Source organism: Planococcus lenghuensis, assembly GCF_001999905.1.
Lineage (GTDB): Bacteria > Bacillota > Bacilli > Bacillales_A > Planococcaceae > Indiicoccus > Indiicoccus lenghuensis.
In genome coordinates this window covers 2823548-2848552 of sequence record NZ_CP019640.1, presented here as the reverse complement: position 1 = coordinate 2848552, position 25005 = coordinate 2823548, and the positions used below count along the sequence as shown (strand labels likewise).

Genomic DNA, 25005 nt, shown 5'->3' with positions numbered 1-25005 from the left:
CCGATACCGGGGACATGTTGTGCTGACCATTGCCCGCGGACGGGACGAGACACGGCTGTCGGCCCGGTCCTTTCCGAGGTGAAGGGATCCATCCGTCAAAGCGGCAGTGAGCGACCTGGCACCCGCCATGGCGAAAGCGATTCAGACCGTCTTACTGGCCGCCATCCACATTCTGGACCGTTTCCATATCGTCCAGTTTTTCACGGATGCGCTGAAAAGAAGGCATCGGTATCTCACGGAAGCGAAAAAGCATCACACCGTCCGCTTCATCGACCGGTGCCTGGCTTGTGAGCCGGCGGCTCTCACAGAAGAGGAACGGGGAAACGTGTCTCGGTGGCTAAAGGAAGACAGCCATTTATGCCATCTCTATCGTCGCTTTACAGCACATCCGGTATGTCTTCAAAGCGACGATGCGCCCCCCAAGCGGGCCCGCCGGCTTTCCGGCTGGATGAAGCGCTATCAGTTCCATGCATGCGGAGCAGTGGCCAAAATTGCAAAGAGCCTGATCATCTGGGAAACCGCACTGTTGGAAACCATTTTATTGCCGCTGTCAAACGGTATTATGTAAGAAACCAACAATAAAATCAAGCTTATCAAAAGACGAGGATACGGCTATCGAAATGATGCCCATCTTTTTCTGCGAATCTACCTGGAGACCGGTTAATTGACTATCCCCCCGTCTTTTGGTAATGAACCAAAAGGTTACAAAAAAGATTTCTTGTATATGTTTGAAGATAAAAACTGGGCAGCCTTTGCTAAAACTAAATTACTAAGGCTTAGCCCTATCAAGCAGGAACAGATTCGCTCATAATTTAAGTGAAATTAATGTAGATTTCGAAGCTTGAAACTGCTGTTATTCAGATTTGTATTTGTTTAAAGAAGGGATTACAAAGTCAGTTTTCTCAGTTTCCTCGGGCAAAGTGTACAGGTACTTAAAATATATTATTCAATTTTGATTTTCAATAAACGAAATCCGGATTATATGAGCTAATTTCATAAATCACCTGTTTAAAAAAGTGCAGACTGCTTTTCTGGTCATTTTCTCTCTAAAAAAATGGATCTATGAATTTACCGAAAAGTTGGACGGACAGGAACCCGCTCGCTTTCCGCGGACTGACCGGCAAGCCTCACCGCCCGTTCCGTGCGGCGGGATCTTGCCCGCCAGTTGTTCCGCAGGAGTCTCGCAAGTTCCCGTTCCTCCTAGACAAAAAAAGGAACGGCTTCCATCATCGGATAAACGTCAAGCAGCGGCTGGATTTGCTTCACTGATCAGTTTCAGCCGATCGGCTGCCATCCGGCAGGCATTGTAGACGAGTGTAACCAATTGAAAATGAATTTTTGCTTTTTTGCCGGTGCGATGCCGCACATTGTTCAAGTCGAAGGATTGCTTCAGATAGGCGTTGACCCGCTCAACGGCTCCCCGCGTCTTGTAGGCGATAGCCCATTTCACGGAACCTCTGGCCGGCACGGTATACTTCCGAAGGTCGATCGACCTTTTAATCTTATAGACTTTCTGGCAAAGGGAATCATGCCGCAGGGGACAAGTCACGCATTCGGATGGCCGGGTGTACTTCAGGGTCTCGTATTTGGCATCGAAACTGTCATATCGATACGCGTGTTCCCGGACACACGTTGGCGCGAAGTGCTCATTGAATCCAAGCACTTCCCCTTCCTGGCGCGGATTATAGGCAATGACGGCTTGGAGATTCATCCGGCGCAACTGCTCGTAGATCGGCTTGAAGTCGTAACCTTTATCCATGATGCCGGCCTAAAATCGGCCGGGCATCTGCTTTTCAATCTGCTTCAGAAGTGGAATGGCAGCTTTTCCGTCATTAAGGCTGCCGGAACTCATGAGCCCACTAATGATGTACTGGCTTTCGGTACTGACGGCGAGGTGTGCCTTCTGCCCAAACCAGAACGTATTCTTGCCGTCGCTGTTTTTCTTGATGCCCCATTTCGGGGCAATCGGCATCTCGCGCACCAGTGTATCGGCCGATTCATCCAGCAGATGGATCATCTCTTTTTCGTAAAGGGTCTTGGCTTCTTCCTGTGCTTTCTGTTCGGCGAGCCAGGCATCTCGTTCACTCTTGGACTTGCGTCCAAGTTTTCTTCGGGGCAGGTTTCTCTTTTTTGGGTGAAGCGATCGCTTTGTCACGTGCTTCAAAATGAGTCGCATCAATCGCCAGCGATTCTTCCATGATGAAGCCTTCCAGGATGGCTTGGGCGACCAGGACATCCAGGATGTCCGCCAATGCATCCGTCTCGCTGATCGCTGCGATCATCCGGGAATAGGAAGATTCAGAGGGCATGTCATCAGATAATAGAAATCCACAGTCGAACCGGAAGAACGGATCTTGCTCCAGGCGTTTAACCAATAGTTTAATCGTCGGGATTCGCTCCACCACACGAGCGATCAACGAATAGATCATGGCGCCGTAATTCAGTTCCCGAGGAGCCCCTCGATGGGTCTTTTTATCAAAGATGCGAAGAAGCGGACCCAGTTCTAATGTTGAAAAAATGGCATTGAACCGATGGGTAGGTGCCATTTCGAATAATTCCTGCATGTCAAACAGGTTATCTTGTCTTATAATAGGCATAGAGCGCTTTCCCTCCTGTTTTGGTGTGTTGTGGTGACTACCATTATACAGGATTTGGGGAGGTGCTCCTTTTTTCACTTCTAACCGCCTTAGAGCCGCAAGGCCTCATAATTATGAAATTGATTCATATAATATAATTAGGAGAAGAGAATGAATATTTTAAAGATCTACGATGTTTTACCTTATGCTTTAATTATTTCCTCATTTGGTTTTTATATAATAGGTGGCCTAAGAATTGAGCACCTAATACTGTATCCGATTGCAGTAATTTTAATAGGATTTGCTATTAGAAATAAACTTCCTGTTTTTATAAGCCATTTATTCATACATTTACTGTGGCTCTTTCTTTTAATAGTTGCAATACTAGCAACTTTGATTGGAAATGGTGAATATTTATTTATCAAAGCTTTAGCGGATATGGAGAGTTTTATACAACCTTTAGTTGTTATTTCTATTTTTATGTTTGCCTACAGAACTTACAGCATAGGTAAAGTAGAAAACAATTTAATATTGTCTTGTAAAATACTGTTATTTCTTTTGTCTTTGAATACCCTTTTCATATTTATTAGTTTGTTTGTAGATATTTCGGAAGTGGGAAAACATTTTTGGGGAAGCGAAGATTCAGTAGCGGCGAGAGCGGCAACTAATGGTCGTTATTCTGGTATTTTCAATCAACCGCTAGAAGCAGGAGTAATGTACTCTTTGGGTCTACTGTGCTGGATTTATATTAGTGGTAAAATGAGAGTGTTAAAGATAAATTACATTACGAGTTTATTTTTGATTTTGATAGGTGGTCTTATTACTGTTTCAAAAATTTTCTTATTTGGAGGAATTTTTTTATTTTTAGTAGGAATTCTATTTAGCAAAAAAAAGGGCACATTAGTTTTCTGGTTAATCAATCTGTCAGTGATCGTAGGATCTTTAACTTATATATTTTTGCTTAAACAATGGTCAGGTTTAAATTACTTACTGCGCTTCTTCAACTCTAGTGATAACTGGATTAAATTGCTTACTGCAGGGAGATTTGGAGGCGAAGATTCTCAACAAGTATTGCTTTTTAATGAAGTTTGGAAAGAGAGTCCTTTCTTTGGAAGAGGTTTCGGACAAACTCCTGTTTATGACAGTGGTTATTTTCAGTTTTTCGCGGTAGGTGGATCCATAGGTTTCACGCTTTTTATACTTTTATTATTATATTTATCGATTCTTAGCGCAATTTTTATCAAACAAAATAGATTCCAAGAGGAATCTAAGTTTTTTTTGCTCATAAATTTGCTAATAATTGGTTCTTCAATTGGAAGTCCCACATTGACTTTGAATAGAGTTAGTTTAGTAATGTGGATTTTTATTGTTCTTTTACTCCAGTTTTTTCACATAGAAAGAGTAGATAACAATAAAATTACGGAAGCAAAGACTAAGAAAAGTTAATTAGAGTATTTGAAATAATATGAAGTAAACTTACTATATAAGTTGAGATAAATATTTTTCATTTTTTCATCTACATTGTATACTGGGAAAAACGCCTGAAAGGAATGGTCAGCCATGAACCGGGAAGCGGAAATCCAGGAACTGCAGATAGCCATGAACACGGAAAAGGAGCGCCGGATGTTTGAACGGTTTCAGGCGGTCAAGCTGGTCCTTGAAGGCAAAACCCGGAAAGAGGCCGCTAAAGTCATCGGCCGCACGGAGCACACTGTCGGGAGCTACGTGGCAGCTTATAAGAAAAACGGACTCGCCGGACTCCGCCGGGGCACATCCACTGGAAGACCACCGAAACTGACGGGCGAACAGCAGGAGGAACTGCGGGAGATCATCGCCTACAAGACGCCGGCGGATGTTGGGTTCCCGGCACGCGCTAACTGGACGTTAGCGCTCGCAGTCGAGCTGATCGAACGGGAATGGGGCGAGACCTATTCGCCGAAAGGACTTTCCCAGCTGTTCGAATCCCTTGGCCTCAGCTTCACGCGTTCGACGTATCCCTTGAAGAAAGCTGATCCCGAAAAACAGGCTGCTTTCCAGAACGAGACATTCCCGGATCTTAAAAAAAACTGATGGACGGCCAGATTGACCACCTGCTGTTCGAGGATGAATCGATGATTCGGGATTATCAGGCGATCGGCCGCACCTGGTTCTTGCGCGGAAAACAACGGATCATTCCGACATTCGGCCAGCACAAGGGCGTCAAACTGATTGGCACGCTGGATTACGGGACCGGTGAAATTTTCTGTATCGAAGAAGAACACTATGATGCTAAAACGTTCCTGCACTTCCTCCAGAAACTTCTAACTGTCTACCCAACAGGTAAAATCGTCATGGTTCTGAATAATGCCCGGATCCACCATGCCAAGCTGATCCAGCCATTCCTAGACGAACACCGTAACCGCTTGGAACTCGTCTTCCTGCCGCCCTACAGTCCGCAGTTGAATTTGATGGAAGGCGTGTGGAAGTGGCTGAAGGAAGCTGTCATCCACAACGTTTTTTTCGGCAATGTTCAGAAGATCAAACTCGCTGTCCGCACTTTCCTCAAGGACGTGGATCAGCGCCGGGCAGAAGTGATTGACCGGTTGTGCGTCAGAATGTAAATTCTTTAACTCAATTTATATAGTCAAAATTAAATGATAACCAAGCTTCTTGAACTTATAATATTATTCTAGGATTTGGCTGAGTTTATCTCTGGTTTTATCGTTACTAATTTTAAAATATTTAAATGAAGGATTAGTGATCCATCCCAAGTTTATTTGTTGTCATAAAAGTTGTGGTAATAAGAGTTAAAGTCCTGTCTATGTTTATAATAATTCAAAAGTTTCTACTACTTAAAGTTACTTTGATTTGATATTGAAAAAGAGTTAGATGGAACTTGGAATTATATAAGAGAGATTTTTGCTTAGTAATCATAATAAAATTTAAGATAGGTTAGAGATTAAATGGGAAATTTAGGGTGATTCTATTGGCTGAATTATTATTTGATAGAACAAAAGTTAAAATATCATTAAAAAAAAACATCCTTTGGGTCTTTCTGGGCAATTTAGTGTATGCAATATGTCAATGGGGAATTCTTATTTCTATAACTAAATTAGGATCACCAGAAATAGTAGGACAATATGCGCTAGGGTTGGCAATAGCCGCACCATATTTCATATTCTTTAATATGAATTTAAGAACTGTTATGGTTACATACCAAACTGAAAAATATGCATTTAGGGAGTATCTTACTTTAAGAATCATGATGCTTATCGTTGCCCTTTTGGTTAGTTTTATTTCTTCTCTATTTTTTACTTTAAATTTAGTAACGTTAGCTGTTGTTCTTTTAGTGTCTCTGTCTAAGCTTGTGGAATCGATAAGTGATATTTTCCACGGCACGTTTCAATCTATGGAAAAAATGCGGTTAATTGCAGTATCAAAGATATTAAAAGGAATTATTTCATTATTTGTTATCGTTTTTTTTATGTATCAGACAGGCAACTTGTTAGTTGCTTTGGCAGGGTTGGTTCTTAGTTGGCTAGCAATTTTGTTTTTCTATGATTACAAAGCTTGTTTTTCTGTATTAGTAAGTTCGATGCCCAAGAACAATAGACAAAAATATAAAATTTATTGGACAAGAAAGAACTTAAAAGAGTTATTAAGTATTTCTGTTCCGTTAGGAGTAGTTGCAGGTCTTGATTCTCTACATCTCAATGTACCTCGTTACTTCATAGAACATTTATACGGAGAGGAAATGTTAGGATTCTTTGTAGCAGTAACTTATTTAATGGTAATAGGAAGTACTATAATTGGAGCTATTGGACAAGCAGTATTGCCAAGGCTTTCTATCTTATATTCTAATAAGGAATTTAATGCATTTATAAAATTCACTTTTTCTTTCATTGTTTTTTCTTTCATTATTGGATTATTTGGTGTATTAATCTCTGTTATTATAGGGAAAGAGGCTTTAGCTTTGATTTATAGTCCTGAATATGCGGCTTTTTCTACTACCTTAAACTGGACAATGGTGGCTGCAACAATTTGGTATGTCAGTTCTGCTGTTGGAACGAGTATAAATGCAACAAGACAATTTATTGCACAAATACCTATATATATGCTTATGACTGGGGCGTGTTCCTTGTCTTCATATTTTTTAATACCAGCTTTTGGGCTACCAGGAGGCGCTATGGCATTATGTATTGGTATGATGGTGCGCTTAGTAATAAGTCTATTCATTCTCCAAAGGAATATAAGTATAGTAAGAAACAAAGGAGTACAAGTATAGTATGAAACCGAATTCAAGTATAAATAATTATTGCGTTTTAGTGGTTTAATTTCTTGTTTTTGAAAAAAGAGCTAAGAAGTCTCCTTTTTATATGGAGATTAGTTACTGAAATTGCTGTAGCCTCTCTTATATGCATACAACTGTATTTTGCAATAGAAAAGGGTTCTTACGCTCTTTTGGGGATGCTACTTTTTAATAATTTTGGGGTATAAGAATATCCAAACGGAAAGAGTGTCGAACGAGATGATAGGAAGCTCCTTGGAAGAGCTGCTTTTTCAATTGGATCAGGATCTCCGGCTGCTTTATCAAGAGCAGAAGGAGGAAGAATTGTTTTTCGTTGTCAAACGCTTGTCCTCTTCCTCGCCATGTCCATTCTGCCATCGAATTTCTCATCGCACACATAGCCGTTATTGCCGAAATGTAGACGATTTGCCAGTCGCTGACCGGCACATACACTTCCAAATTATAGTCCATAAGTGGTTTTGTGATCATCCAGATTGTCCGGTAAAGGTATTTACGGAACGGTTGCCGTGGCTCCAGTCTCATAAGCGAAAGACCAATCGCTTAGAGAGCGCTATTGAAAAAATCGCCTTTTCAATGAATTGTCCGACGGCAGAAAAGGTTTGCCGAGCAATACACATTCCAGTCAGTCATGATACGCTTCTCAGACGAGTAAAGGGAATGACCTTTGACCTCGCTCCATCTCCCTTTCGTCGACATTGATGATTTTGCGTTTAAAAAACGATTTACTTATGGAACTCTTTTTATCGATTTACTAACACACGAACCTATGGATATGTTGGAAATTAGAGAGCCTATCCAGGTAATTGAATGGCTTCAAAAACATCCGCCAATTGAATTGATCACACGCGATGGATCTAAATTGTATGCCGTAGCCGTTAAAGAAGCTTCTCCGAACATTCTACAAGTTGCAGACCGTTGGCACCTTCTCCATTAGCTTTTTGAAGCACTAAAGAACACAATCAAAGGACTTGTTCCAGCTAAATGGGCACCCCCAAGCACAGACAAATCCACATGCCGTCAGGAAGAAGTAACAGTGAAATTACGTAAACATGAACATCAGCGCATTCAAAATCAAGAGAAAAGATGGAACCGCATTCAACGGGTGCAATCGCTGTATAAGGAAGGCTACTTCAAGACAGGTATTCAGCAGCTGCTCGGCATTTCAAGTGGAACGGTGAGCAAGGATTTGAAGTATACTGAGAAGCCTCTGCCCCAACGCACTTCTGCCTTTCAGCAGTTTCGCCCCTTAATTCGCACTTTGATTCTAAAAAAACAATCGAGTAAAACCATTGAAGAAGGGTGCCGTTCTGATGGATATATGGGCTCAGTCTCAACTTTGAACAATATGATTTCCGAGGAACGGAAGAACGGAAGCAAATGAAACTAGACAGGCCTACACCGATCTCAATCCGACAAAAAATAATTGCCATCCTCTGGGATATAAAAAAAGAAACACATCGAGAACAGATGGAAAAATTACCTCATAAGTTATTAACCAACTTTCCGCAAGTCATAGAACTCAACGAGCTCATCTACTCGTTTCGGAAACTATTCGAGGAAAAACAATCAGAAAATCTAATAGACTGGCTGGAAAATGATCAAATGGAGAACTTCTCTTTCATTCAGTCATTTGCCCAAGGGATATGGCAGGATATCAACGCTGTTAAGTTAAGTATCGAGATGCCTTGGAGAATTGGAAGTCGCTGTGCGGGGACTGACGTTCAAACCTGGCACAGATGATTTGAGAGAAGCCGCTTCATTGGTAAACGTTCCTTTATTGCTCAAACAAGGTGCTGATGTCTATGCGTTTGATCCAGCAGGCGCACAAAACTTTGCGAAAGTATTTCCGGAAGGGAACATTGGGAGCGGCAGTATGACATACGTCTCAAATCCTGAAGCCGCGTTGGATGATGCTAATGTTTGTTTTATCTTTACCGAATGGGGAGAAGTGAAAGCCGTCTTGCCTGATGCGTACAAGAAGCTGATGCGAACGCCTTTAGTTTACGATGGGCGGAATATTTACACGGTAGAAGCAATGGAAGAAGCAGGCGTGGAATATCATTCGATCGGCCGCAGACCTGTGAGCCGAGAGAACGCAAAGGAGTCGGTGAAGCTTGCCTTACAAAACACTCGATCCTAAGAAAACATACCTCGTTACTGGCGTAGCGGGGTTTATTGGTTATTATGTGGCAAAGCGACTGCTTGAGCAGAGATGCCGGGTAGTGGGGATTGATAACCTGAATGACTATTACGATATGAAACTGAAGGAAACGCGGCTGGAATTGCTGCAGCCTTTTGAGGAATTTACGTTCATTAAAGAAGATATTTCAGATAAAGCGGCGATTACAGTGATTACGGCCATGAATTTTTACCATGTCTGCCATCTGAGTATGGCCATTGAATAGGTGTTAATGCTATTTCATAATGTCCAAAAGTTGATGGTATTGTTTGTCCAGGAATTGACGGATATAATGTCCTTAACGATCCTGAAGAAAGGAAAAGACGCCTCCCTTGGTGTCGGCTATTACCAGTAGCTCGACGGGAGACGTCTCTTGACATGATATGATAATCGTCTCTCATTATAACATAGAAGAATGCACCTCGAAAGGCGTTTTTTATTAGGTGTGCAGAAAAGGTTCCTTGTCCCTGTTGCAGTCATACAGCGTACAAGGTCATTGGCTCCAGAGAACGGAAAGTAAGAGAAGACAGCGGTGAATCCCGTACATTCATCATTAGACGGTTGCGCTGCAGGGGATGTGAAAAGATCCATCATGAATTACCGGATGTGATTGTGCCCTATAAACGATACGGTGCGGATGTCATCGAGGAGGCGACCCGCCCCACTGGCCACCTGACGGTGGCAGCTGATGAATCGACCCTTTATCGTTGGCGGTATTGGTTCTTTGATCTGATCGATTACTGGCTCTTTATCCTTCAATCTCTCTTCATCCAGTTCCGGGAAAATGAGACCTCAGCGATCGACCTGTCCAGTCGGAAGCTGCCTGCGCATGAGCGAATTGGACAATGGTTTGGTGCAGAAGGCGGATGGCTGGCAAAGATTGTCCGCCCGGTTGCCAACCATCATTTTTGGATACATACCCGTTCTGCCTTTTTGTCCAACAGTCCGTGAATTACACTTCAACTATCCGAACAAGAAGGAGTGTTGAAAGTGGCAAGGACAAAAGCGGAAGAACTCGCAACCCATCGGTTTCAGATGATTGCGCCTCTATTGAATGAAAAGTTGGATGCCCAGGAACTGCAAAAGCTCCGCCGGCAAATCTGTGAGCGGCACGGCCTCTCCGAACGCACCATCCGACGCTACGTCGCGCAGTTCAAGAAGGAAGGCTTTGAAGGGCTGAAGCAGAAACCATACCGTTCGGTTCCCCGGGAGCTTCAAGATCACGTGGTGGAGCAGGCAATCCTCCTGAGACGAGAGGTTCCGAGCCGGAGCATCGCCTCGATTATCCAGATTCTTGAGTGGGACGGTGTCGTCGCAAAAGGCGAATTGAAGCGCAGCACGTTACAGGAACGCCTGTCAAAACAAGGGTATAGCGCCCGTCAGATGAAAATGTATCATGAGACATCGGGCGCCGTGCGGCGATTTCAGAAACGCCGTCGGAATGCCCTCTGGCATTCGGATATCAAATACGGACCCTACCTGCCGATCGGGCCAAACGGGACGAAGAAACAGGTCTACATGGTGGCGTTCCTGGATGATGCGACCCGCTTCCCGCTCCATGTGGCATTCTATCCGATGTTGGATGCGCGCTGCGTGGAAGATGCATTTCGTGAATCCATCCGGAAGCATGGGGTACCGGAGAGCGTCTACTTCGACAACGGCAAGCAATATCGCACCAAATGGATGGCGCGAACCTGTTCCAAGCTCGGCACACGGCTTTTATATGCCCGCCCCTATTCACCAGAATCGACCGGCAAGGTCGAGCGGTTCAATCGAACCTTTGACGAGTTCCTGCAGGAAGTGCGACTCGAAGAACCGAAGACCGTCGATGAACTGAACGGCTGGTTGGATGTCTGGGTGAAAGAGCGCTACGCCCACAAACCACACAGCGCACTGGACGGCAAGACGCCATTTGAAGCGTTTCGCAACGAATCGACCCAGCTCCGTTCGGTCTCAGCCGAAGAGCTGGCCCATGCCTTCCTGCATGCGGAGACGCGGAAAGTCGATAAATCGGGCTGCATCAGTTTCCAGGACCGCAAATATGAAGTCGGTCTCAACTTTGTCGGCTGCAAGGTGGAAATTACGTTTGATCCGCAGGACACCCGCGAACTGACCGTCGACTATCCAGGTTATGATAGCTGGAAAGCGCGGGAAATGGTCATCACCGAGAAGACTGGGAAGCGACCAGCGCTACCGGAAAAGATGACGAAAGAACCTGCCGGTTCATCTCGCCTCCTGCAAGGGGCCAAAAAAGTGAACGCGGACCGCAAGGCAGCTGCCGTGACACCGAGTGTGCCGGCCGTGAGCTTCCGTCACATCGGAAAAGGGGGTGCGGAACATGTTTGAATCGTTCTTTGAGATGCGTGCCACGCCGTTCTCCCGGGACATCCCGACCGCCGAATTGTACGAATCGAATCAGCTGGAAGAAATCCTTGGCCGGCTGAACTATGCCGCAGAACGGCAGCTCTTCGCGGTCATGACCGGTGAATGCGGACTCGGAAAGACCACCGCCATCCGCCGGTTTACGGATCAACTGGATCCTTCGCGCTTTAAGCTGCTTTATCTGTCAGACTCAAAGTTGACGCCCCGGCATTTCTATAAGGGGCTGTTGGAACAATTGGGACTCGAGTCCAAGTTTTATCGGGGCGATGCCAAGCGGCAACTGCATCGCGAAATCGAACTGATGAAAGGCATCCATAAGCTGACGCCCGTCTGTGTGGTGGATGAAGCCCACTTACTCGACCGGGAGATGTTGGAAGAGGTGCGGTTCCTCCTGAACTTCCGCATGGATGCCCAGAGTCCGATGGCGCTGATCATGGTCGGGCAGAACGAACTGTGGGAGCGCCTTCAGCTCCAATCCTTCGCAGCTATCCGCCAGCGGATTGATATCCAATTCCGGCTGCATCATCTTGACCGGGCGGAGACCGAACAGTACATGAACAAACATCTTTCCTTCTCAGGTGTCGGACGGGATATCTTCAGCGAATCCGCGATTGATGAGGTGTTCAGCTATTCGAGTGGTGCGTCGCGCCTCATCAACAAGCTGGCAACGCATTGCCTGTTGTTTGCGGCGCAGAATGGAAATCGCATCATCGACGACCGGATGGTGAAGAAAGTGATCGAGGGAGAACTGGCCTAGTTCCCCCTCGTTTTTCTCTATTTTTCCGGACAAAGAAACCGTCAGGTTGGGGACAAAAAGAACCGTCAATTTCCAGACAAAATCAGACGTCAATAACAAATAGGGACACTTGTGCCAAGTTTCAGGGACAGCCGAGACAGGATTGAGGGACACTGCGGTCAGGCAGAGGGACAGGCAACTGACAAAAAGAACCATCACCTGACGGTGACGGTCCACTAGAGTTTAGGCATTTAATCCATGGCGTTCCCGCATCGACATTTTGCCGTCAATCAGAATGCTGTGGGAGCTGTGGATGATTCGGTCCAGGATGGCGTCAGTCAGTGTCGCTTCACCGATCTTTTCATACCAGCCTTGTGTATCGAATTGGGAACAGTAGACGGTGGATGCGACTTGTTGGCGTGCTTCAACTAACTCCAAGACATCCCGTGCCTCGCTCTCCCGCAAAGAAGTAAGCATCCACTCATCCAAGATAAGCAGATCCACTTTCTTATAGACTTTCATCACTTTCTGGTAAATGCCTTCGCCCCTTGCGACCGCCAGCTCATCTAGTAAGTTCGGAAGTCGGACATAGCGGACTGAATAAAATTGCCGACAGGCTGCTACGCCGAAGGCGCAGGCGAGGTAGGATTTCCCGTTACCGGAAGCGCCTTTGATGATGAGATTCTGCTTCTCCTGTATGTAATTGCCGGATGCGAGCCGGAGAATCTGTGCCTTGTCGAGTTTCGGGTCCGCGTGATATTCGATATCTTCGATACATGCCTGGCCATAACGGAAATCCGCTTTTCGAATCAGGCGTTCAAGCTTATTGTTCTTGCGGCGGGACCACTCCACGTCCACAAGCAGATTGAAGCGTTCCTCGAAGGATAATTCGTTGTACTCGGGGCTTAACAGCTGATTCTGAAACTGTTCTGCCATTGAGCTGAGCCGCATTTCGTGCAATTTCGTCACTGTGCTTTCTTTTGTCATTTCTCTTTCCTCCCAAAGTAAGCTGCGCCTCTTGTGTATCCGTGTGAGGACGTTGCCTGATTCTTTTCTGTCGAGTCGGATTCTGAGGACTGGAGCCGGTCCTGTCCGGTCTTCAATATCGTTTTGATGCTGGTTAGATTGGGTCGCGGCGAATAGTCGAGCGCCCGGCCGCAGGCCGTTTCCACTCGCTCGATTGAGTATTGGTCCGCCAGTTTGGTGAGCGCCAGGCATGATTTCAGTGCCTGTTTTTCCACTCTGTAGGCGGCGAGTATAGCTTTCATGGTCGTCTCTGTGTAAGGACCGGCGGTCTTCGCCCACTCCAAGAAATAGTCACGGTTGAAATCGACATACTGCTGGTGCTGGGCCGGCATGTGTTCCGAAACCGTGGTTGGATGACCTTCGTTGCCGTAATAGCGTTTATGTGAAGCGATCCGGAAGTTGTTGAAGAAGACTTCGATCATTGTTCGTGTAATTCGTACATCTACTACATGCTTGATGTATTCATAGGGAACGGAATAGTACATCTTCTCCACGTGGATATGATAGTCATATTGGACGGTCATCTTCTGCCACGTTGCCAACTCATAAGGGAGAGTCGGTAATGGCAGGAGAGCGAATTTTTCCTCTTCCAGAAAAGCGGTAAGCCGGTTTCCCTTTCGCTTCTGGAAGGGCCGTTCATTGAATTCCTTCAGTTTTTCCTGTATTGCCGCATTCAGCTCCCGCAATGAGAAGAACGTTTCATTCCGGAGAGACGCGATGATCCAAGTGGAGATGATGCCGACGGCACCTTCCACGCTCGGCTTGTCTTTCGGCCGGCCCACTCTAGCCGGTATGACGACCGTCTGGTAATGTTCAGCCATCTCCTGATAGGTCCGGTTGATGACCGGTTCAGAGCGGGACGACTTCTCCACACCCGTTTTCAAGTTATCAGGCACAATGGTTCGCGTTACGCCGCCAAAGAACCGGAACGCATTCTGGTGACCCGCAATCCAGCTTTCGGCATCCATCGATTGAAACGCTTCAACGTAGGCATACTGACTGCACGGAAGCGCTGTGACAAATACATAGGCAGGAGCTATTTCTCCTGTAACCGGGTCCTGCAGTTCAGCCGTCTGACCAGCCCAGTCGACTTCCAAAATCTCGCCGGGTTTCCGTTTGATGCGCATGGTCGCTTTCGTCGTCATCGCGAATTGACGATAGAACCGGCAGAACTGGCGGTAGCTACAAGGAATCTCACGGCTGTTTCGACAAGCCGCTGTGTATTCGTGGTAGAGAAGAGACAGTGTCACGCCGCTTTTCGCCATCTCTTTGTGAATGGCTTCAACATCCGGACGCCTCCGGGTGTCCGACTGTTGCTTTTCAGGGAATTGATTAATCGCATCCCTGGGACAGAAACAATTCAGTTTATTCACGACAATTGTATCCAAATAAAGTTGTGCCCAATGAAGTCAACTGGTTTTGAGGACGGCTTTTGTATAGTTACCGAAAAAATGAAATAGACATAATTACACCGAACACAGGGAAGGGTTATCAAGGGTTATTCAATGTAATCAAAAAAATTCATCAGACCCTTTCAGAACAAGTTGTCAATAGAATAGCGAAGTAGAAATTCCGAAAAAACTAAAAAATGTATCCCTATGATAGACACTATTCAATTTAGCCACAACAATTATATGCCGAAATAGCCGTCCTCAATGAAATTAACCGATTTCGAGGACGGCTTTTGGATGTTTATTGGAAAAAAGAAGTAGTCATAATTGAGCGGGACACAGGGAGCAAAAAACGAATTTCCGGTTTATCATGAATTAGCGTCATCTTCTTCAGTGACGCCTGTTATGACGGTCGCAATGATGTTCGGCAGGCCCGACGCTTCGTCTTCACCTCCGTATGTTCCATAAACAACTATGCTGTCTCCTGCTGTCACTTCGGTCTCAGACATATTCGTGATCACCAATGGCCCGCCATCCGTTTCAAGTGTGAATGTGGCACCGTCTGCCTGCTCATTCTCCACTTCGGTAGCTTCACCTGTCACATAAAGCACTTCCTCCCCATATTCCCCTGCGGTCAACATTTCAAAATCGGCCTCTACTGCTTCGTTTATAATTTCCGTTTCTAGTCCTTCTGGTGTTTGATCACTCATGGCTTCTTCTTCAGTAGGTTCTTCTTCAGCCGATTCTTCTTCAGTGGGTTCTTCCACAGCCGGTTCTTCTTCAGTGGGTTCTTCCGCAGCTGATTCTTCCACGGCCGGTTCAGCCTCGACTGGTGGTTCTTCGACCGGTTCCGCTTCTTCCCCGCAGCCAGCCAGCGTCAATGTCGCCAACAAAGTGATGTTTAATACGCTAATTTTCATGTCACTATTCCTCCTAGTTGATTGAAATCAATGAATTGACATTGGCCGGAAAACAAAAGAGTGAACTCCACACCGGGGATTTTTGTTCTATAGAAATAGCCCCGCTGTCGCAAGGCTATTTCTGAACTTCTTTTCGTTTTTGCTGGTATATCCACCAATCGATGTGTTCTTCAAAAATCAAGATGACATAACCATAACGGATATGTGGAAGCTTCTTATCTAACAGCAAGTGGTTCACCTGTTCTTTTGTCAGTGGAAATCCCGCTATCTAAAGGTAACCGATTATATTTTTAACATTCTGAACTTTGCTCATAATAATTACCTCCCATAAGATCTTCTTCAGCTATTAACCGAAGAAAATACAGCATGAGTGGTTATCAGAAGTTAATACTGATTCTTTTCCCATGTTTTCTGCATTAAAAACCTAGACACGTCCCTGTGACAGGCACTATTCAGTTTACTCACAACAATAACAGGGAGAAAATGAGGGCCAGAAGAGAGCAATGAAACGAGCCGCCGGGTAATCACATCACCGGCGGCTCCATTTCTTCTTCGTGCGGATCTTCCGCTGCTTCCTGCTTGTAGGTCAGGCAGTACTGACAATACGCGGCATTCGTTTTCTCAAAAGGCGGCGGCAGCAAATTCTTCAACAGCTCCCGGTCGAGAAACGGGGGAGCGGGTTTGTCCGCCTCCCAATACAGCGGGAAGGAACTGTACGGATAATCAGTGGGCCACCATCGGTACCTTCGTTTCGATGGGGTTCCGGTGGATGTAGCTGCTCACGGCGAGCAAACCAAGGCGCGAGTCGACTTCTTTCGCAAAAAAGCGCTTCTGGTAGATCTGCCCGATGTGGTTGTATCGTTTCGCATAGGAATCACTGTAGCGCCGGTTGAAATCGCATCCCTGGGACAGGAACAATTCAGTTTATTCACGACAATTGCATGAAAAAGTAGTCATCCTCAGTGAAATCAAGTGATCTCGAGGAAGGCTTCTGTATTTTTATTGAAAAAGAGAAATAGCCATAATTGCACCTGATACAGGGACAGCTTAGAATATCTGATTCTCTGTGCTGTTCGCTTTTAGAATATCAGCCACTTCCTCCAACGTGTAGCGATGGTTCACGACATCGACCACGAAATCTTCTTCGGTCTTAGAAGAAGGGAAACGCAGGCTGCAGCCATTATAACGGTAGAAGACCGCCGTACACACCAATGCTGTCCGTTTATTAGCGTTGTGGAACGCATGGTTCTGTGCAAGGGATTCCAATAAAGCTGCGGCCTTAAGGTGTAATGTAGGATAAGCATCTTCACCGAATACTGACTGTTGCGGTCTTTTTAATGCGGAATCGAGTAAGGCATGATCTTTCACACCCGTCTGTTCATCTGCGGAATGTTCCAATATCACCTTTTGATTGATGAGGATCGCCATTTCTACTGTAAGGAAGAACAGAGTCACCGGTTAACGAGTCCCTTTAATGCTTCACGGTGAGCTTCCATTTCTTCTTCGAGTACGTTGAAAAAATCAGCGGGCACGCCTTCGGGTAACGGAATCATCTCCGGTGTTTTCTTGATGATGATTTGATTGCCGACCAGTTCAACTTGAACTTCATCGCCTTTGTTGATATTCAATGCTTTCAACGCCTCATTCGGTAAGGTTAATCCCAACGAGTTGCCGATCTTGGTGATGCGTCTTTCAGTTGCCGCCATCGCTAAATCCTCCTTAATTGTTGGTGCTCATAAATTAGAACATACTCTTATTGTTATAACTATTATAACGGTAGGCTGTCTCTATGGCAAAAAGCTAATTCTGTCTCTGATACTAAGATTAAGTGCTAACACAAAATAAAATACGGATTTTGGAAAGCAAGGCATTGAGCCGGATTTTCCTAGAAGAAAACCGCCAGGTGATCACATCACCGGCGGCTCCATCTCTTCTTCGTGAGGATCTTCCTCTGCTGTTTGCCTGTAAGTCAGGCAGTACCGGCAATAGGCGGCATTCGTTTTCTCAAAAGGCGGCGGCAGCAAATTCTTCAATAGCTCCCGGTCGAGAAACGGGGGAGCGGGCTTTACCTCGTCCCAGTACAGCGGAAAGGAACTGTACGGGTAATCCCTCAAGTGTTCCACCATCGGCACCTTCGTTTCAATGGGGTTCCGGTGGATATAGCTGCTCACGGCAAGCAGGCCAAGGCGTGAGTCGACTTCTTTTGCAAAATAGCGCTTCTGGTAGATCTGCCCGATGTGGTTGTACCGCTTCGCATAGGAATCGCTGTAGCGCCGGTTGACGAGCCCCATAATTTTACTGAGCGACGATTCGGCCTGCGGCTTGATCAGCACATGATAATGGTTCGTCATGAAACAGAAAGCGAGCATCGTGAACGGATGGCGCTGGTGCACATGGAGAAAAGCCCGGCGCAGTTCGAACATGTCTTCTTTTGTCCGAAAAATCGATTGCCGGTTATTGCCGCGCATGATGACATGGTAATAGGAATTCGGATTGAATGTCCGTTTCTTTGTCATTCCGTTTACCGTATCAGCGCGCCGTGGACGCGTCCGGCTTGGAGCTTCCACTGCAGTGCTTCCTCGATTGCCGGGTCGGTCACCCATTCCGTTCCTTCCAGATCCGCAATCGTCCGGGCGAGCCGCATGATTTTCAGTGAAGCCCGGCTGCTCAGTTTTTCCTGAAAGGAGATGTCAGCAACTTTCTTCCGCTGCATCTCGGTGAAGCCGGCCCGCTCTTCGAACAGTTTCACCGGAACAATTGCATTCGTCGTGTTCATCCCGTAGCGCGTCCGTTGGCGGTCACGGGCAACCGTTACCCGTTCCCGCCGTATCGCTTCAGACGTTTCGGCGGTAGATTGGGCCAGGACGCTTTGGCTTTTCATGCTCAACACGAAATCCATCCGGTCGATGATCGGCCCAGTAATCTTTTGCATGTATTTCAGCCGGACTTTATCGCTGCATGTGCAGTAGCGTTCATTGGATCCGTAATAGCCGCACGGACAGGGGTTCGTCGCGGCAATCAAGTTGATGGCAGCCGGGAATTGATCGGAGCCTTCCACCCGGTTGATGACCGCGAAGCCGGATTCGAGCGGCTGACGCAGCGTATCGATGACCCGGCGCGGAAAATGGCCGAGTTCATCGAGGAACAAAACGCCGCGATGCGCAAGTGACAGTTCGCCGGGTTTCGGGTGCCGACCGCCGCCGATGATTGCCCCTTCGGACGACGAATGATGCGGACTGCGGAATGGTGGCCGTTCCGACAGACTGCGCGCTTGCTTGGCGAGCTGGTAGATGCTGTATACTTCCAGCAGTTCCTCATGGGTCATATCGGGCAGGATGGTATGGAACGCATTGGCGAGCAGACTTTTGCCGCAGCCCGGCGGACCGGTCATGAGCACGTGATGGCCACCCGCCGCCGCAAGCGTGAGTGCCCGTTTCGCTTCCGCATGTCCGCGGATGGCTGAAAAACAGACATGGGGAACGTTGTCCGTTTCTTCGGGAATCGGTTCAGGTGGTAAAAGGGTGAAGTCGTCTGTAAACAGGGAGGGCTTGCCTTCCAGATGGGCAAGCAGTGTGGGCATGTCCGGCATGCGGATCAACTCGCTATCCGCAGCTTTCGCAAACAGGGAAATATCAATCGGTGGGATGTAAATCTTCTTGAAACCGAGCAGGATCGCCTGATGGATCGTCGGAATCATGCTGTGGAATGTGGTCAGCTGACCGCCGAGTGTCAGCGCGGCGATGACACATGTCGTCTCGGGGATGACGACCGGTTTTTTTGTCATGGCTTGCAGGACGGCCAGCAGCATCGCGGCATCATACGATGTGCCTTGTTTCCGGATATCCGCGGGTGATAAGTGAATCGTGATCTTCTTCATGTCGATATCTTCATTCAGCGCGTGCAGGCAGTTCAGGATCCGCTCTTTCGACTCTTTGATCGAGGCATCCGGAAGCCCGATTATCACACATTGTTCCTTGTCATCGCGAACCGTCGCCTCCACTTTGATGACCTGGCCTTTCAAACCGGTCATCCCGACACTGTATACATAATTTGCGATAGCCATCCCTTCTTTCTGAATTTACTTGACCGCTATTTCAGTGTACGGGAAGGGGGAGTAGTTGTCGAAACAATTCTTTAATTTGCATCCTTGGAACAGTAACTCTTCAATTTATTCAAGGCCATTGCATAGAAAAGAAGCCACCCTCAGTGAAATCAACCGATTTCGAGGGTGGCTTTCGTACTTTTATTGGAAAAGAGAAGCGCCGTCATTAAACGTAGCAAAGGGAAGAGCACTATAACAAAAAACTGAAAGAATTAATACAATCTTTGAATTTTGATAGCATATTTGCTATCATTGGGATATCAATTAACAAAGGAACTGGGGCTGTGAAGAAGTATAGAGTTGAAGAATTAGGCAATTTGCTGCTTTTTGAAGAAAGAATATTTCAAATGGCGGAACAGGAAAAGATAACTGGCAGACAAGGAAAATGGACTCTGCTTTTAGAGGTGTACATTAGGCAAAGAGAAATCATTTCTATAAATCCTTATCCCGAACAAGATGAAGATGTGAGTGAGGATGAATTACCTCCCTCTATCAAACGTCTTGAGCGTAACGTGAGTGAAGAATATCATGCAAAGTTATATCGATGGGGAATGGAAGATTTTTCGATTGGCAACTTTCGCGTCATTTATGTGATTCATGACTTTCATACAGTTCTCCTACTGCACGTTTTTGATAAGCAGTATAATGGAGACATAAGAAGGTCGGATATTGAACCAGCAGAAACGGTATATGAACTTTATTTACAGGAACACCCAAGCATCTATTAGGCTATGGTCACCACTGCTTCGATTCTGAACAGTAAAATAAAAACTGCGAAATCCAAACAAGCAATTTGGACGAGGTACCTTGTCTGGATTGCTTGTGACGAAGCAGTGAAACATTTGAGTTTTGAATTAACTACTACAATTAGAAAGCTTTAAAATTTGAAGAAAAGCAAGTTGCGTTAGTCTTTTATCATATCAAGTAAGGAGAAGATTCGATGAATAATTATTTAGAAAGAGCAAAGCAAATTTTAGGCGAGGACCGTGTCAATCAATTGAGAGAGGAAGGGAATGTGGCTGCGCAAATTAAAACTAAAAGAAAAGCGCTTTCTCTCTCTCAAGAAAAATTAGCTCATAAAATAGGCGTGCCAAAGTCGACAATCGGAAGAATTGAAGCCGGTTTAACGAGTCCTTCTGTAGATACTTTATCTAAAATTGCGCAAGGGTTAAATATGTCTATTTTGATCAACAAGGAGATTGTGCCAGAATCAAGTTATCTTACTAACAAGAGTAAAAGGCAAATTTATAATATAAATAATTTATCTTCTAACTCTATTGCTAATATAGAAATCAAAGTTGAACATTCTTTTAATAAGCAAAATATATCCGTTCATGAGAGCAAATATACAACAGAAGGCTCTTATACTTACAATACTCTCCGTAGAGACTATACAGTAACTGATGAAGCAACAGTAGGAGTGGAAATATAATGACAGGTATTGTTTTTGAAGATTATATCGTACCAAAGTTTTCATATGAAAAAAATTTTAAATTTGATACTGAAAGTAAAAAGATAAACATCTCTCCAGATTTTTCATGTGAAATTATTGAAATGAATGAACGTGCTGAAGTAAGACTGGTCGGCAAAATAGGAAGCTTGGAAGAGGTGGATGCCCCGTTTTTTGTACACATAGAAGTAGTAGGTTTTTTTGAATACCAAGAAAAAGAAAGTAATGGCATTCCTTTTGAGAATTATTTAACAACTAATGCTGTTGCCATCCTCTTTCCTTATGTTCGATCCTTAATCTCGGATATTACTTCTCGTTCAAATGAGTTTCCTTCATTGACGATGCCGGTCATAAACGTAGCTAAATTCATGTTAGAGAAAGACCACATCAGCTATAAAAAAGTGGATTGAATCATGTCCCTGTGACAGAGACTCTTTGTTTATTTACGGCAATTGCATAAAATAGAAAAGAAGCCACCCTCAGTGAATTCAACCGATTCCGAGGGTGGCTTTCGTACTTTTATTGGAAAATAAATTGCATCCCTGGGACAGAAACAACTCAGTTTATTCCCGACAATTGTATCCAGATGAAGTCACCCTTAGTGAAATCAACTGGTTTTAAGGACGGCTTTTGTATAGTTATTGAAATGTTGAAATAGATATAATTGAACCGAACCCAGGGAAGGACCACTTACAGGCCTGATTCAATATGGTATTTTTATAATAAAGACTGAAGAATCGAGGGACGGAAATGAGCAGATTAATAGAGAATCCGGAATTTATTCCATGTACACCGGTTGAGGGAGACGAGGTGCTGGGCGGCTATCCGTTCAGGTGGAACATCACGACAGCGACAGCCTGGATTGAAGCCAACCTTGAACAAGTGCAGCTGTCCGTCGTGCAAATCGGCCCGCCTGAACCGGGGGCGGATTCTGACAGTCTGGACGCAGATTTTATTCCGAAGGCGGATTTGTCGAAGCCGGTCATCATGGTCCGGATGCGGCCGGAAGTGTTCCGACTGATCGATGGCAATCACCGGGTGGCGAAGGCGCGGCGGTCGGGCGTAAAGGAGTTGCCGGCGTATTATTTAACGGCCGAGCAGCACCGGCGGTTTTTCACGTTGCCGGAAGCGGACCGGCTGTATGTGCCGTATTGGAACGAAAAGATCGACTTGGTGGAAAAATACCGTGGAAAATGGGCGATTGTTGGTGAAGCGCAGATATAAGGAAGAAGACAGACGATACACATTTAACTGAAAGGGAGGCGGATGGCCATGCCAGGGCGGAATGAGCCGTGTCCATGCGGCAGCGGGAAGAAGTTCAAAAAATGTTGTGGAAAAGAACAGGCTGCTGGAACGTCGAGGATGATCGAGACGGAACTTCTCGCCATAAATGAGGAGTTCCAGTCGAAAGGGCTTACACCAGAAACGATCATCTGGATTGAGGGAAGGATCAGTAAGTGGCTCGATGAACTGCGGGGCGTGTTTCCGGATGAGTTCATCGAGCAGGCGGCGTACGATACGTATATGTTCCTGGAGCACCCGGCGGACTGGCGGGCTTTTCTTGATAAACAGCTCAGGAAGCATCCGGGAGGGAAGGTCGCGGAAACGCTTGAGGCATGGCGGCGTCCGTTTCTTCTGCTGGCGAAGGCGGAACGGGTGGAGGATGGCCGGCTGATTGTGAAAGATGAAGTGGACGGGCGATTCTACAAAGCGGTCCAGGAAGATCCGGACCATGTCGGACAATGGTTCCTCGGTGTTGCTTTCCCTTACCCGGTAATGGGAGACGACGCCATCACCTTCACATACGGAACGATGTATTTGAAAAGGGATACGCCGCCGCATTTCATCCGGCAATTGAAGGAATACATGCCGTCCGGGGATTTGCTGGGACTCCTGAAACTGCTCGTCCGGTTGAACGATGAAGAGAACGAAGCGGCACTGCCGCCGTTCGAGCAGAAAGTGCTCGGGGCCGTGGAACGCTATCTGGCGGTACACCCGGGCGCATTGGGGCTGGCTGAATTCACAGAGGAATTGTTGCGGAGGATGGAATTGAATGCCCGGAAGCCGGAAGCGGTTGCCGCGGGAATCGTACAGGCGGCAACGGAAATTGGTGTTGTACCGAAAGGGCTTACGCAGAAGGAATTGGCTGCTGAGTTCGGTGTTTCCGTGGCGACCATGCTGAAGTACCGGGACATCGCTATCGATTTTATCGGTGATGCAGAGGATGGATCCGACGAAGTGAAACTTGAACAGGGTGAGAGTGGCAGGAAGGGCAATAAGCCAGATGATGGTAACACCGGTCGGATTCTGCAGTTCAAAGTGAAGCTGATGCGGACGAGTCCGCCGGTGTGGCGCCGGCTCTTGGTAGACAGCCGGATGAGTTTTGCAAATTTTCACCACGTGCTGCAGGCGGCGTTCGATTGGGACGGTGATCATCTGCACAGTTTCCGGATGACGCGCATCGACGGCAAATCGGGAAAAGAAGCATTGATCGAGCCATCGGATGAGCATGTAGGATTTCTTTTGCAGGATGACACCTTGGAAGAGCAGGAAGAGCGGCTTGCAGACTGGTTCCGGGTGGAAAAGGACCGGGCGGTGTATACGTATGATTTCGGTGCCGACTGGGAGCATGAAATCGTGCTGAAAAAAAGATTGCCGGTCGATCCGGCCATGTATTATCCGTGGTGTGTGAAAGCGGTGGGGGAAGCGCCGGATGAGTACGATTTTGAACCGGAAGATCCGGAACGGGAAGCCACTCCGGAAGAAATGACGGATGTTGTCAATGATCTGCTGGAAATGCTGCATGCTGATCCGATTCAAGAGGAACCGGAGGACAACGGTGCGAATCCGGGAATCTGGCAGCAACTGCTCACCGAAATGGTTGAGCTCCGGGAGCTGGAGCCGTGGAAGTGGCTGTATGATGACGAAATCTTTGTCGTGGAGGATCCGGTGCACGGGACGCCGCTGTTCGTATCGGTCCTCGGTGCCGGCGGCGAGGAGTTCGGACTCGCTGTCTATATCGGGGAAGAAGGTTACGAGAGTTTACTGAACACGATGAGCCAGTCGATGCCGACTGAAGAGCTGGTGTTCGGACAACGGAGCATCCTCGCTTCCTTCTCGGATCGTGATGAACTCGAAAAGGACGATCTCCAGCTATTGAAAGATCTTGGCCGATCGTTCAGAGGCAAGAAAAAGTGGCCGATGTTCCGGAGCTTCGTGCCTGGGTATTATCCATGGACGATCGACGCGGAAGAAGCGCGTCTGTTGGTCGAAGTCATCGGGCAGACAAAAGCGGTTTTGAAGGGCGTGATGGGTGGATTGGAAATCCTGGTCGATCCGCACAGCCGCGCGTTTTTCGGCCGTCGGATGAACGAGAGCGGCGAATGGCAGGCCGGCCGATTTGTCATCGATGAGCCGGCGGATCCAGAAGAAGGGACGGCTGCCGAATTGATAGTGCCGGAGACAGATATCGCCCGACTGAAAAAGCTGAAAGCATCTGCTCTTCAGGCGGAATTCGGGCTGTTCCACGTCAATTATCCCGTCCAGGATGAACCGGATGAACGGCCGTATTTTCCACTGATCATTGTCGGGATGGACCATGCGAGCGGATTGACTGTATATCAGGACATCACAGGGAGAAAAGCGAAAGCGGAGGCTGCCCAGCAAGGGCTTCGGGACTTCATCGAACAGCAGGGCGGGATACCGGAATCGCTGTGGGTGACAGCCGAAACCGAACGGCTCGTCCGGCCGCTGGTTGAGGAATTAAAACTGCGTGTAGTGATGAAGAAGACACTGCCGGAGCTGGAGCGGCTGAAAAAAGCGATGGCGGGACGGTTTTGAGTGCGTCCCTGGGACAGAAACAATTTTTACATTGCATTACCAATAGTGTTGCAAGTATGTTTTCTGCATTTTGTGTTTGTTTCGCTAGTTTCGTTAATTTTATTTTAGGGGAAAC

Annotated in this window: 24 protein-coding genes and 3 pseudogenes; 17 read left to right on the top strand and 10 right to left on the bottom strand. The window is 46.5% G+C overall.

Annotation, left to right across the window (positions count from 1 at the left end):
- Positions 1 to 103: 103 nt before the first annotated feature.
- A pseudogene (locus tag B0X71_RS14515) lies at positions 104 to 664 on the top strand (ISL3 family transposase); the annotation flags it as partial.
- A 576-nt stretch (positions 665 to 1240) separates the two neighbouring features.
- Here the strand turns inward: B0X71_RS14515 and B0X71_RS14510 are convergent.
- Positions 1241 to 2597 (bottom strand): annotated as a pseudogene (locus tag B0X71_RS14510) (transposase).
- A 150-nt stretch (positions 2598 to 2747) separates the two neighbouring features.
- On the opposite strand from B0X71_RS14510, the gene B0X71_RS14505 reads away from it, so the two are divergent.
- The 3 genes from B0X71_RS14505 (at position 2748) to B0X71_RS14495 (ending at position 6840) form a co-directional block, all read left to right on the top strand.
- Positions 2748 to 4022, top strand: a complete 1275-nt coding sequence (locus B0X71_RS14505; protein WP_077590093.1) for a hypothetical protein — start codon at positions 2748 to 2750, stop codon at positions 4020 to 4022.
- 114 nt (positions 4023 to 4136) lie between these two features.
- Positions 4137 to 5176 (top strand): IS630 family transposase gene (locus tag B0X71_RS14500; RefSeq protein ID WP_198038620.1). Its coding sequence is split into 2 segments (ribosomal slippage): positions 4137 to 4634 and positions 4637 to 5176, totalling 1038 coding nucleotides; the frame shifts between segments, so codons are not numbered across the junction.
- A gap of 365 nt (positions 5177 to 5541) precedes the next feature.
- Positions 5542 to 6840, top strand: a complete 1299-nt coding sequence (locus B0X71_RS14495) for a lipopolysaccharide biosynthesis protein (protein ID WP_198038619.1) — start codon at positions 5542 to 5544, stop codon at positions 6838 to 6840.
- A gap of 192 nt (positions 6841 to 7032) precedes the next feature.
- Here B0X71_RS14495 and B0X71_RS14490 read toward each other — a convergent pair whose 3' ends face one another.
- Entirely contained in the window at positions 7033 to 7386 is a 354-nt protein-coding gene (locus B0X71_RS14490; RefSeq protein ID WP_156889882.1) for a hypothetical protein, read from the bottom strand.
- Positions 7387 to 7528: 142 nt separating this feature from the next.
- Here B0X71_RS14490 and B0X71_RS21805 point away from each other — a divergent pair, with 142 nt between their 5' ends.
- From B0X71_RS21805 to B0X71_RS14450, 8 genes and pseudogenes are all read left to right on the top strand, one after another.
- Positions 7529 to 7798, top strand: a complete 270-nt coding sequence (locus B0X71_RS21805) for a transposase (protein ID WP_077590090.1) — start codon at positions 7529 to 7531, stop codon at positions 7796 to 7798.
- Positions 7799 to 7897: 99 nt separating this feature from the next.
- Positions 7898 to 8245 (top strand): hypothetical protein, encoded by a 348-nt coding sequence (locus tag B0X71_RS14480; protein WP_077590089.1) that lies wholly within the window; start codon positions 7898 to 7900, stop codon positions 8243 to 8245.
- Between the two features lie 312 nt (positions 8246 to 8557).
- Positions 8558 to 9004 (top strand): annotated as a pseudogene (locus B0X71_RS14470) (UDP binding domain-containing protein); the annotation flags it as partial.
- Positions 8979 to 9269: a GDP-mannose 4,6-dehydratase gene (locus B0X71_RS14465; protein ID WP_077590086.1), complete on the top strand. Its 291-nt coding sequence runs from the start codon at positions 8979 to 8981 to the stop codon at positions 9267 to 9269. The pseudogene B0X71_RS14470 and the gene B0X71_RS14465, both read left to right, overlap by 26 nt.
- A 6-nt stretch (positions 9270 to 9275) precedes the next feature.
- A complete protein-coding gene (locus tag B0X71_RS21600; RefSeq protein ID WP_269750083.1) occupies positions 9276 to 9398 on the top strand; it encodes a hypothetical protein in 123 nt (40 codons plus the stop codon).
- A gap of 83 nt (positions 9399 to 9481) precedes the next feature.
- Positions 9482 to 9994, top strand: coding sequence for a DUF6431 domain-containing protein (locus B0X71_RS14460; protein WP_077588584.1), 513 nt, complete (start codon positions 9482 to 9484; stop codon positions 9992 to 9994).
- Between the two features lie 39 nt (positions 9995 to 10033).
- The gene (locus tag B0X71_RS14455) at positions 10034 to 11389 is read left to right on the top strand and encodes a DDE-type integrase/transposase/recombinase (RefSeq protein WP_156889802.1); all 1356 of its coding nucleotides are present in this window, start codon (positions 10034 to 10036) and stop codon (positions 11387 to 11389) included.
- Entirely contained in the window at positions 11382 to 12182 is an 801-nt protein-coding gene (locus tag B0X71_RS14450; protein WP_077588586.1) for an ExeA family protein, read from the top strand. The genes B0X71_RS14455 and B0X71_RS14450 overlap by 8 nt, the downstream gene beginning before the upstream one ends.
- Before the next feature lie 222 nt (positions 12183 to 12404).
- Here the strand turns inward: B0X71_RS14450 and istB are convergent, their stop codons facing one another.
- The 8 genes from istB to B0X71_RS14410 all read right to left on the bottom strand — a co-directional run bounded on the left by istB (position 12405) and on the right by B0X71_RS14410 (position 19561).
- The gene (istB, locus tag B0X71_RS14445) at positions 12405 to 13148 is read right to left on the bottom strand and encodes an IS21-like element helper ATPase IstB (RefSeq protein ID WP_077590085.1); all 744 of its coding nucleotides are present in this window, start codon (positions 13146 to 13148) and stop codon (positions 12405 to 12407) included.
- On the bottom strand, positions 13145 to 14560 hold the full coding sequence (gene istA / locus B0X71_RS14440) for an IS21 family transposase (protein ID WP_232336707.1): 1416 nt from the start codon (positions 14558 to 14560) through the stop codon (positions 13145 to 13147). The genes istB and istA overlap by 4 nt, the downstream gene beginning before the upstream one ends.
- A gap of 386 nt (positions 14561 to 14946) precedes the next feature.
- On the bottom strand, positions 14947 to 15498 hold the full coding sequence (locus B0X71_RS14435; RefSeq protein WP_077590083.1) for a hypothetical protein: 552 nt from the start codon (positions 15496 to 15498) through the stop codon (positions 14947 to 14949).
- Positions 15499 to 16022: 524 nt separating this feature from the next.
- Complete coding sequence (locus B0X71_RS21595; RefSeq protein ID WP_269750082.1) at positions 16023 to 16148, bottom strand: hypothetical protein; 126 nt, start codon at positions 16146 to 16148, stop codon at positions 16023 to 16025.
- Positions 16149 to 16545: 397 nt separating this feature from the next.
- Positions 16546 to 16953 carry a type II toxin-antitoxin system death-on-curing family toxin gene (locus B0X71_RS14425; RefSeq protein ID WP_332309450.1) on the bottom strand — a complete coding sequence of 136 codons (408 nt, stop codon included), beginning with the start codon at positions 16951 to 16953 and terminating at the stop codon, positions 16546 to 16548.
- Positions 16950 to 17204, bottom strand: coding sequence for an AbrB/MazE/SpoVT family DNA-binding domain-containing protein (locus tag B0X71_RS14420; protein ID WP_077590082.1), 255 nt, complete (start codon positions 17202 to 17204; stop codon positions 16950 to 16952). Before B0X71_RS14420 ends, B0X71_RS14425 begins: the two co-directional genes overlap by 4 nt.
- A 201-nt stretch (positions 17205 to 17405) precedes the next feature.
- Positions 17406 to 18065 carry an REP-associated tyrosine transposase gene (locus tag B0X71_RS14415; RefSeq protein ID WP_232336706.1) on the bottom strand — a complete coding sequence of 220 codons (660 nt, stop codon included), beginning with the start codon at positions 18063 to 18065 and terminating at the stop codon, positions 17406 to 17408.
- A complete protein-coding gene (locus tag B0X71_RS14410) occupies positions 18020 to 19561 on the bottom strand; it encodes a YifB family Mg chelatase-like AAA ATPase (protein ID WP_077590081.1) in 1542 nt (513 codons plus the stop codon). Before B0X71_RS14410 ends, B0X71_RS14415 begins: the two co-directional genes overlap by 46 nt.
- 323 nt (positions 19562 to 19884) lie before the next feature.
- Between B0X71_RS14410 and B0X71_RS14405 the strand changes: the two genes are divergently transcribed.
- The 5 genes from B0X71_RS14405 (at position 19885) to B0X71_RS14385 (ending at position 24890) form a co-directional block, all read left to right on the top strand.
- Entirely contained in the window at positions 19885 to 20328 is a 444-nt protein-coding gene (locus B0X71_RS14405; RefSeq protein ID WP_232336705.1) for a hypothetical protein, read from the top strand.
- A gap of 212 nt (positions 20329 to 20540) precedes the next feature.
- The gene (locus B0X71_RS14400; RefSeq protein ID WP_077590080.1) at positions 20541 to 21032 is read left to right on the top strand and encodes a helix-turn-helix domain-containing protein; all 492 of its coding nucleotides are present in this window, start codon (positions 20541 to 20543) and stop codon (positions 21030 to 21032) included.
- Positions 21032 to 21460 (top strand): protein-export chaperone SecB, encoded by a 429-nt coding sequence (locus B0X71_RS14395; protein ID WP_077590079.1) that lies wholly within the window; start codon positions 21032 to 21034, stop codon positions 21458 to 21460. The genes B0X71_RS14400 and B0X71_RS14395 overlap by 1 nt, the downstream gene beginning before the upstream one ends.
- 340 nt (positions 21461 to 21800) lie before the next feature.
- Positions 21801 to 22274, top strand: a complete 474-nt coding sequence (locus tag B0X71_RS14390) for a ParB N-terminal domain-containing protein (protein WP_156889881.1) — start codon at positions 21801 to 21803, stop codon at positions 22272 to 22274.
- A 48-nt stretch (positions 22275 to 22322) separates the two neighbouring features.
- Positions 22323 to 24890 (top strand): plasmid pRiA4b ORF-3 family protein, encoded by a 2568-nt coding sequence (locus B0X71_RS14385; RefSeq protein WP_198038618.1) that lies wholly within the window; start codon positions 22323 to 22325, stop codon positions 24888 to 24890.
- Positions 24891 to 25005 lie beyond the last annotated feature (115 nt).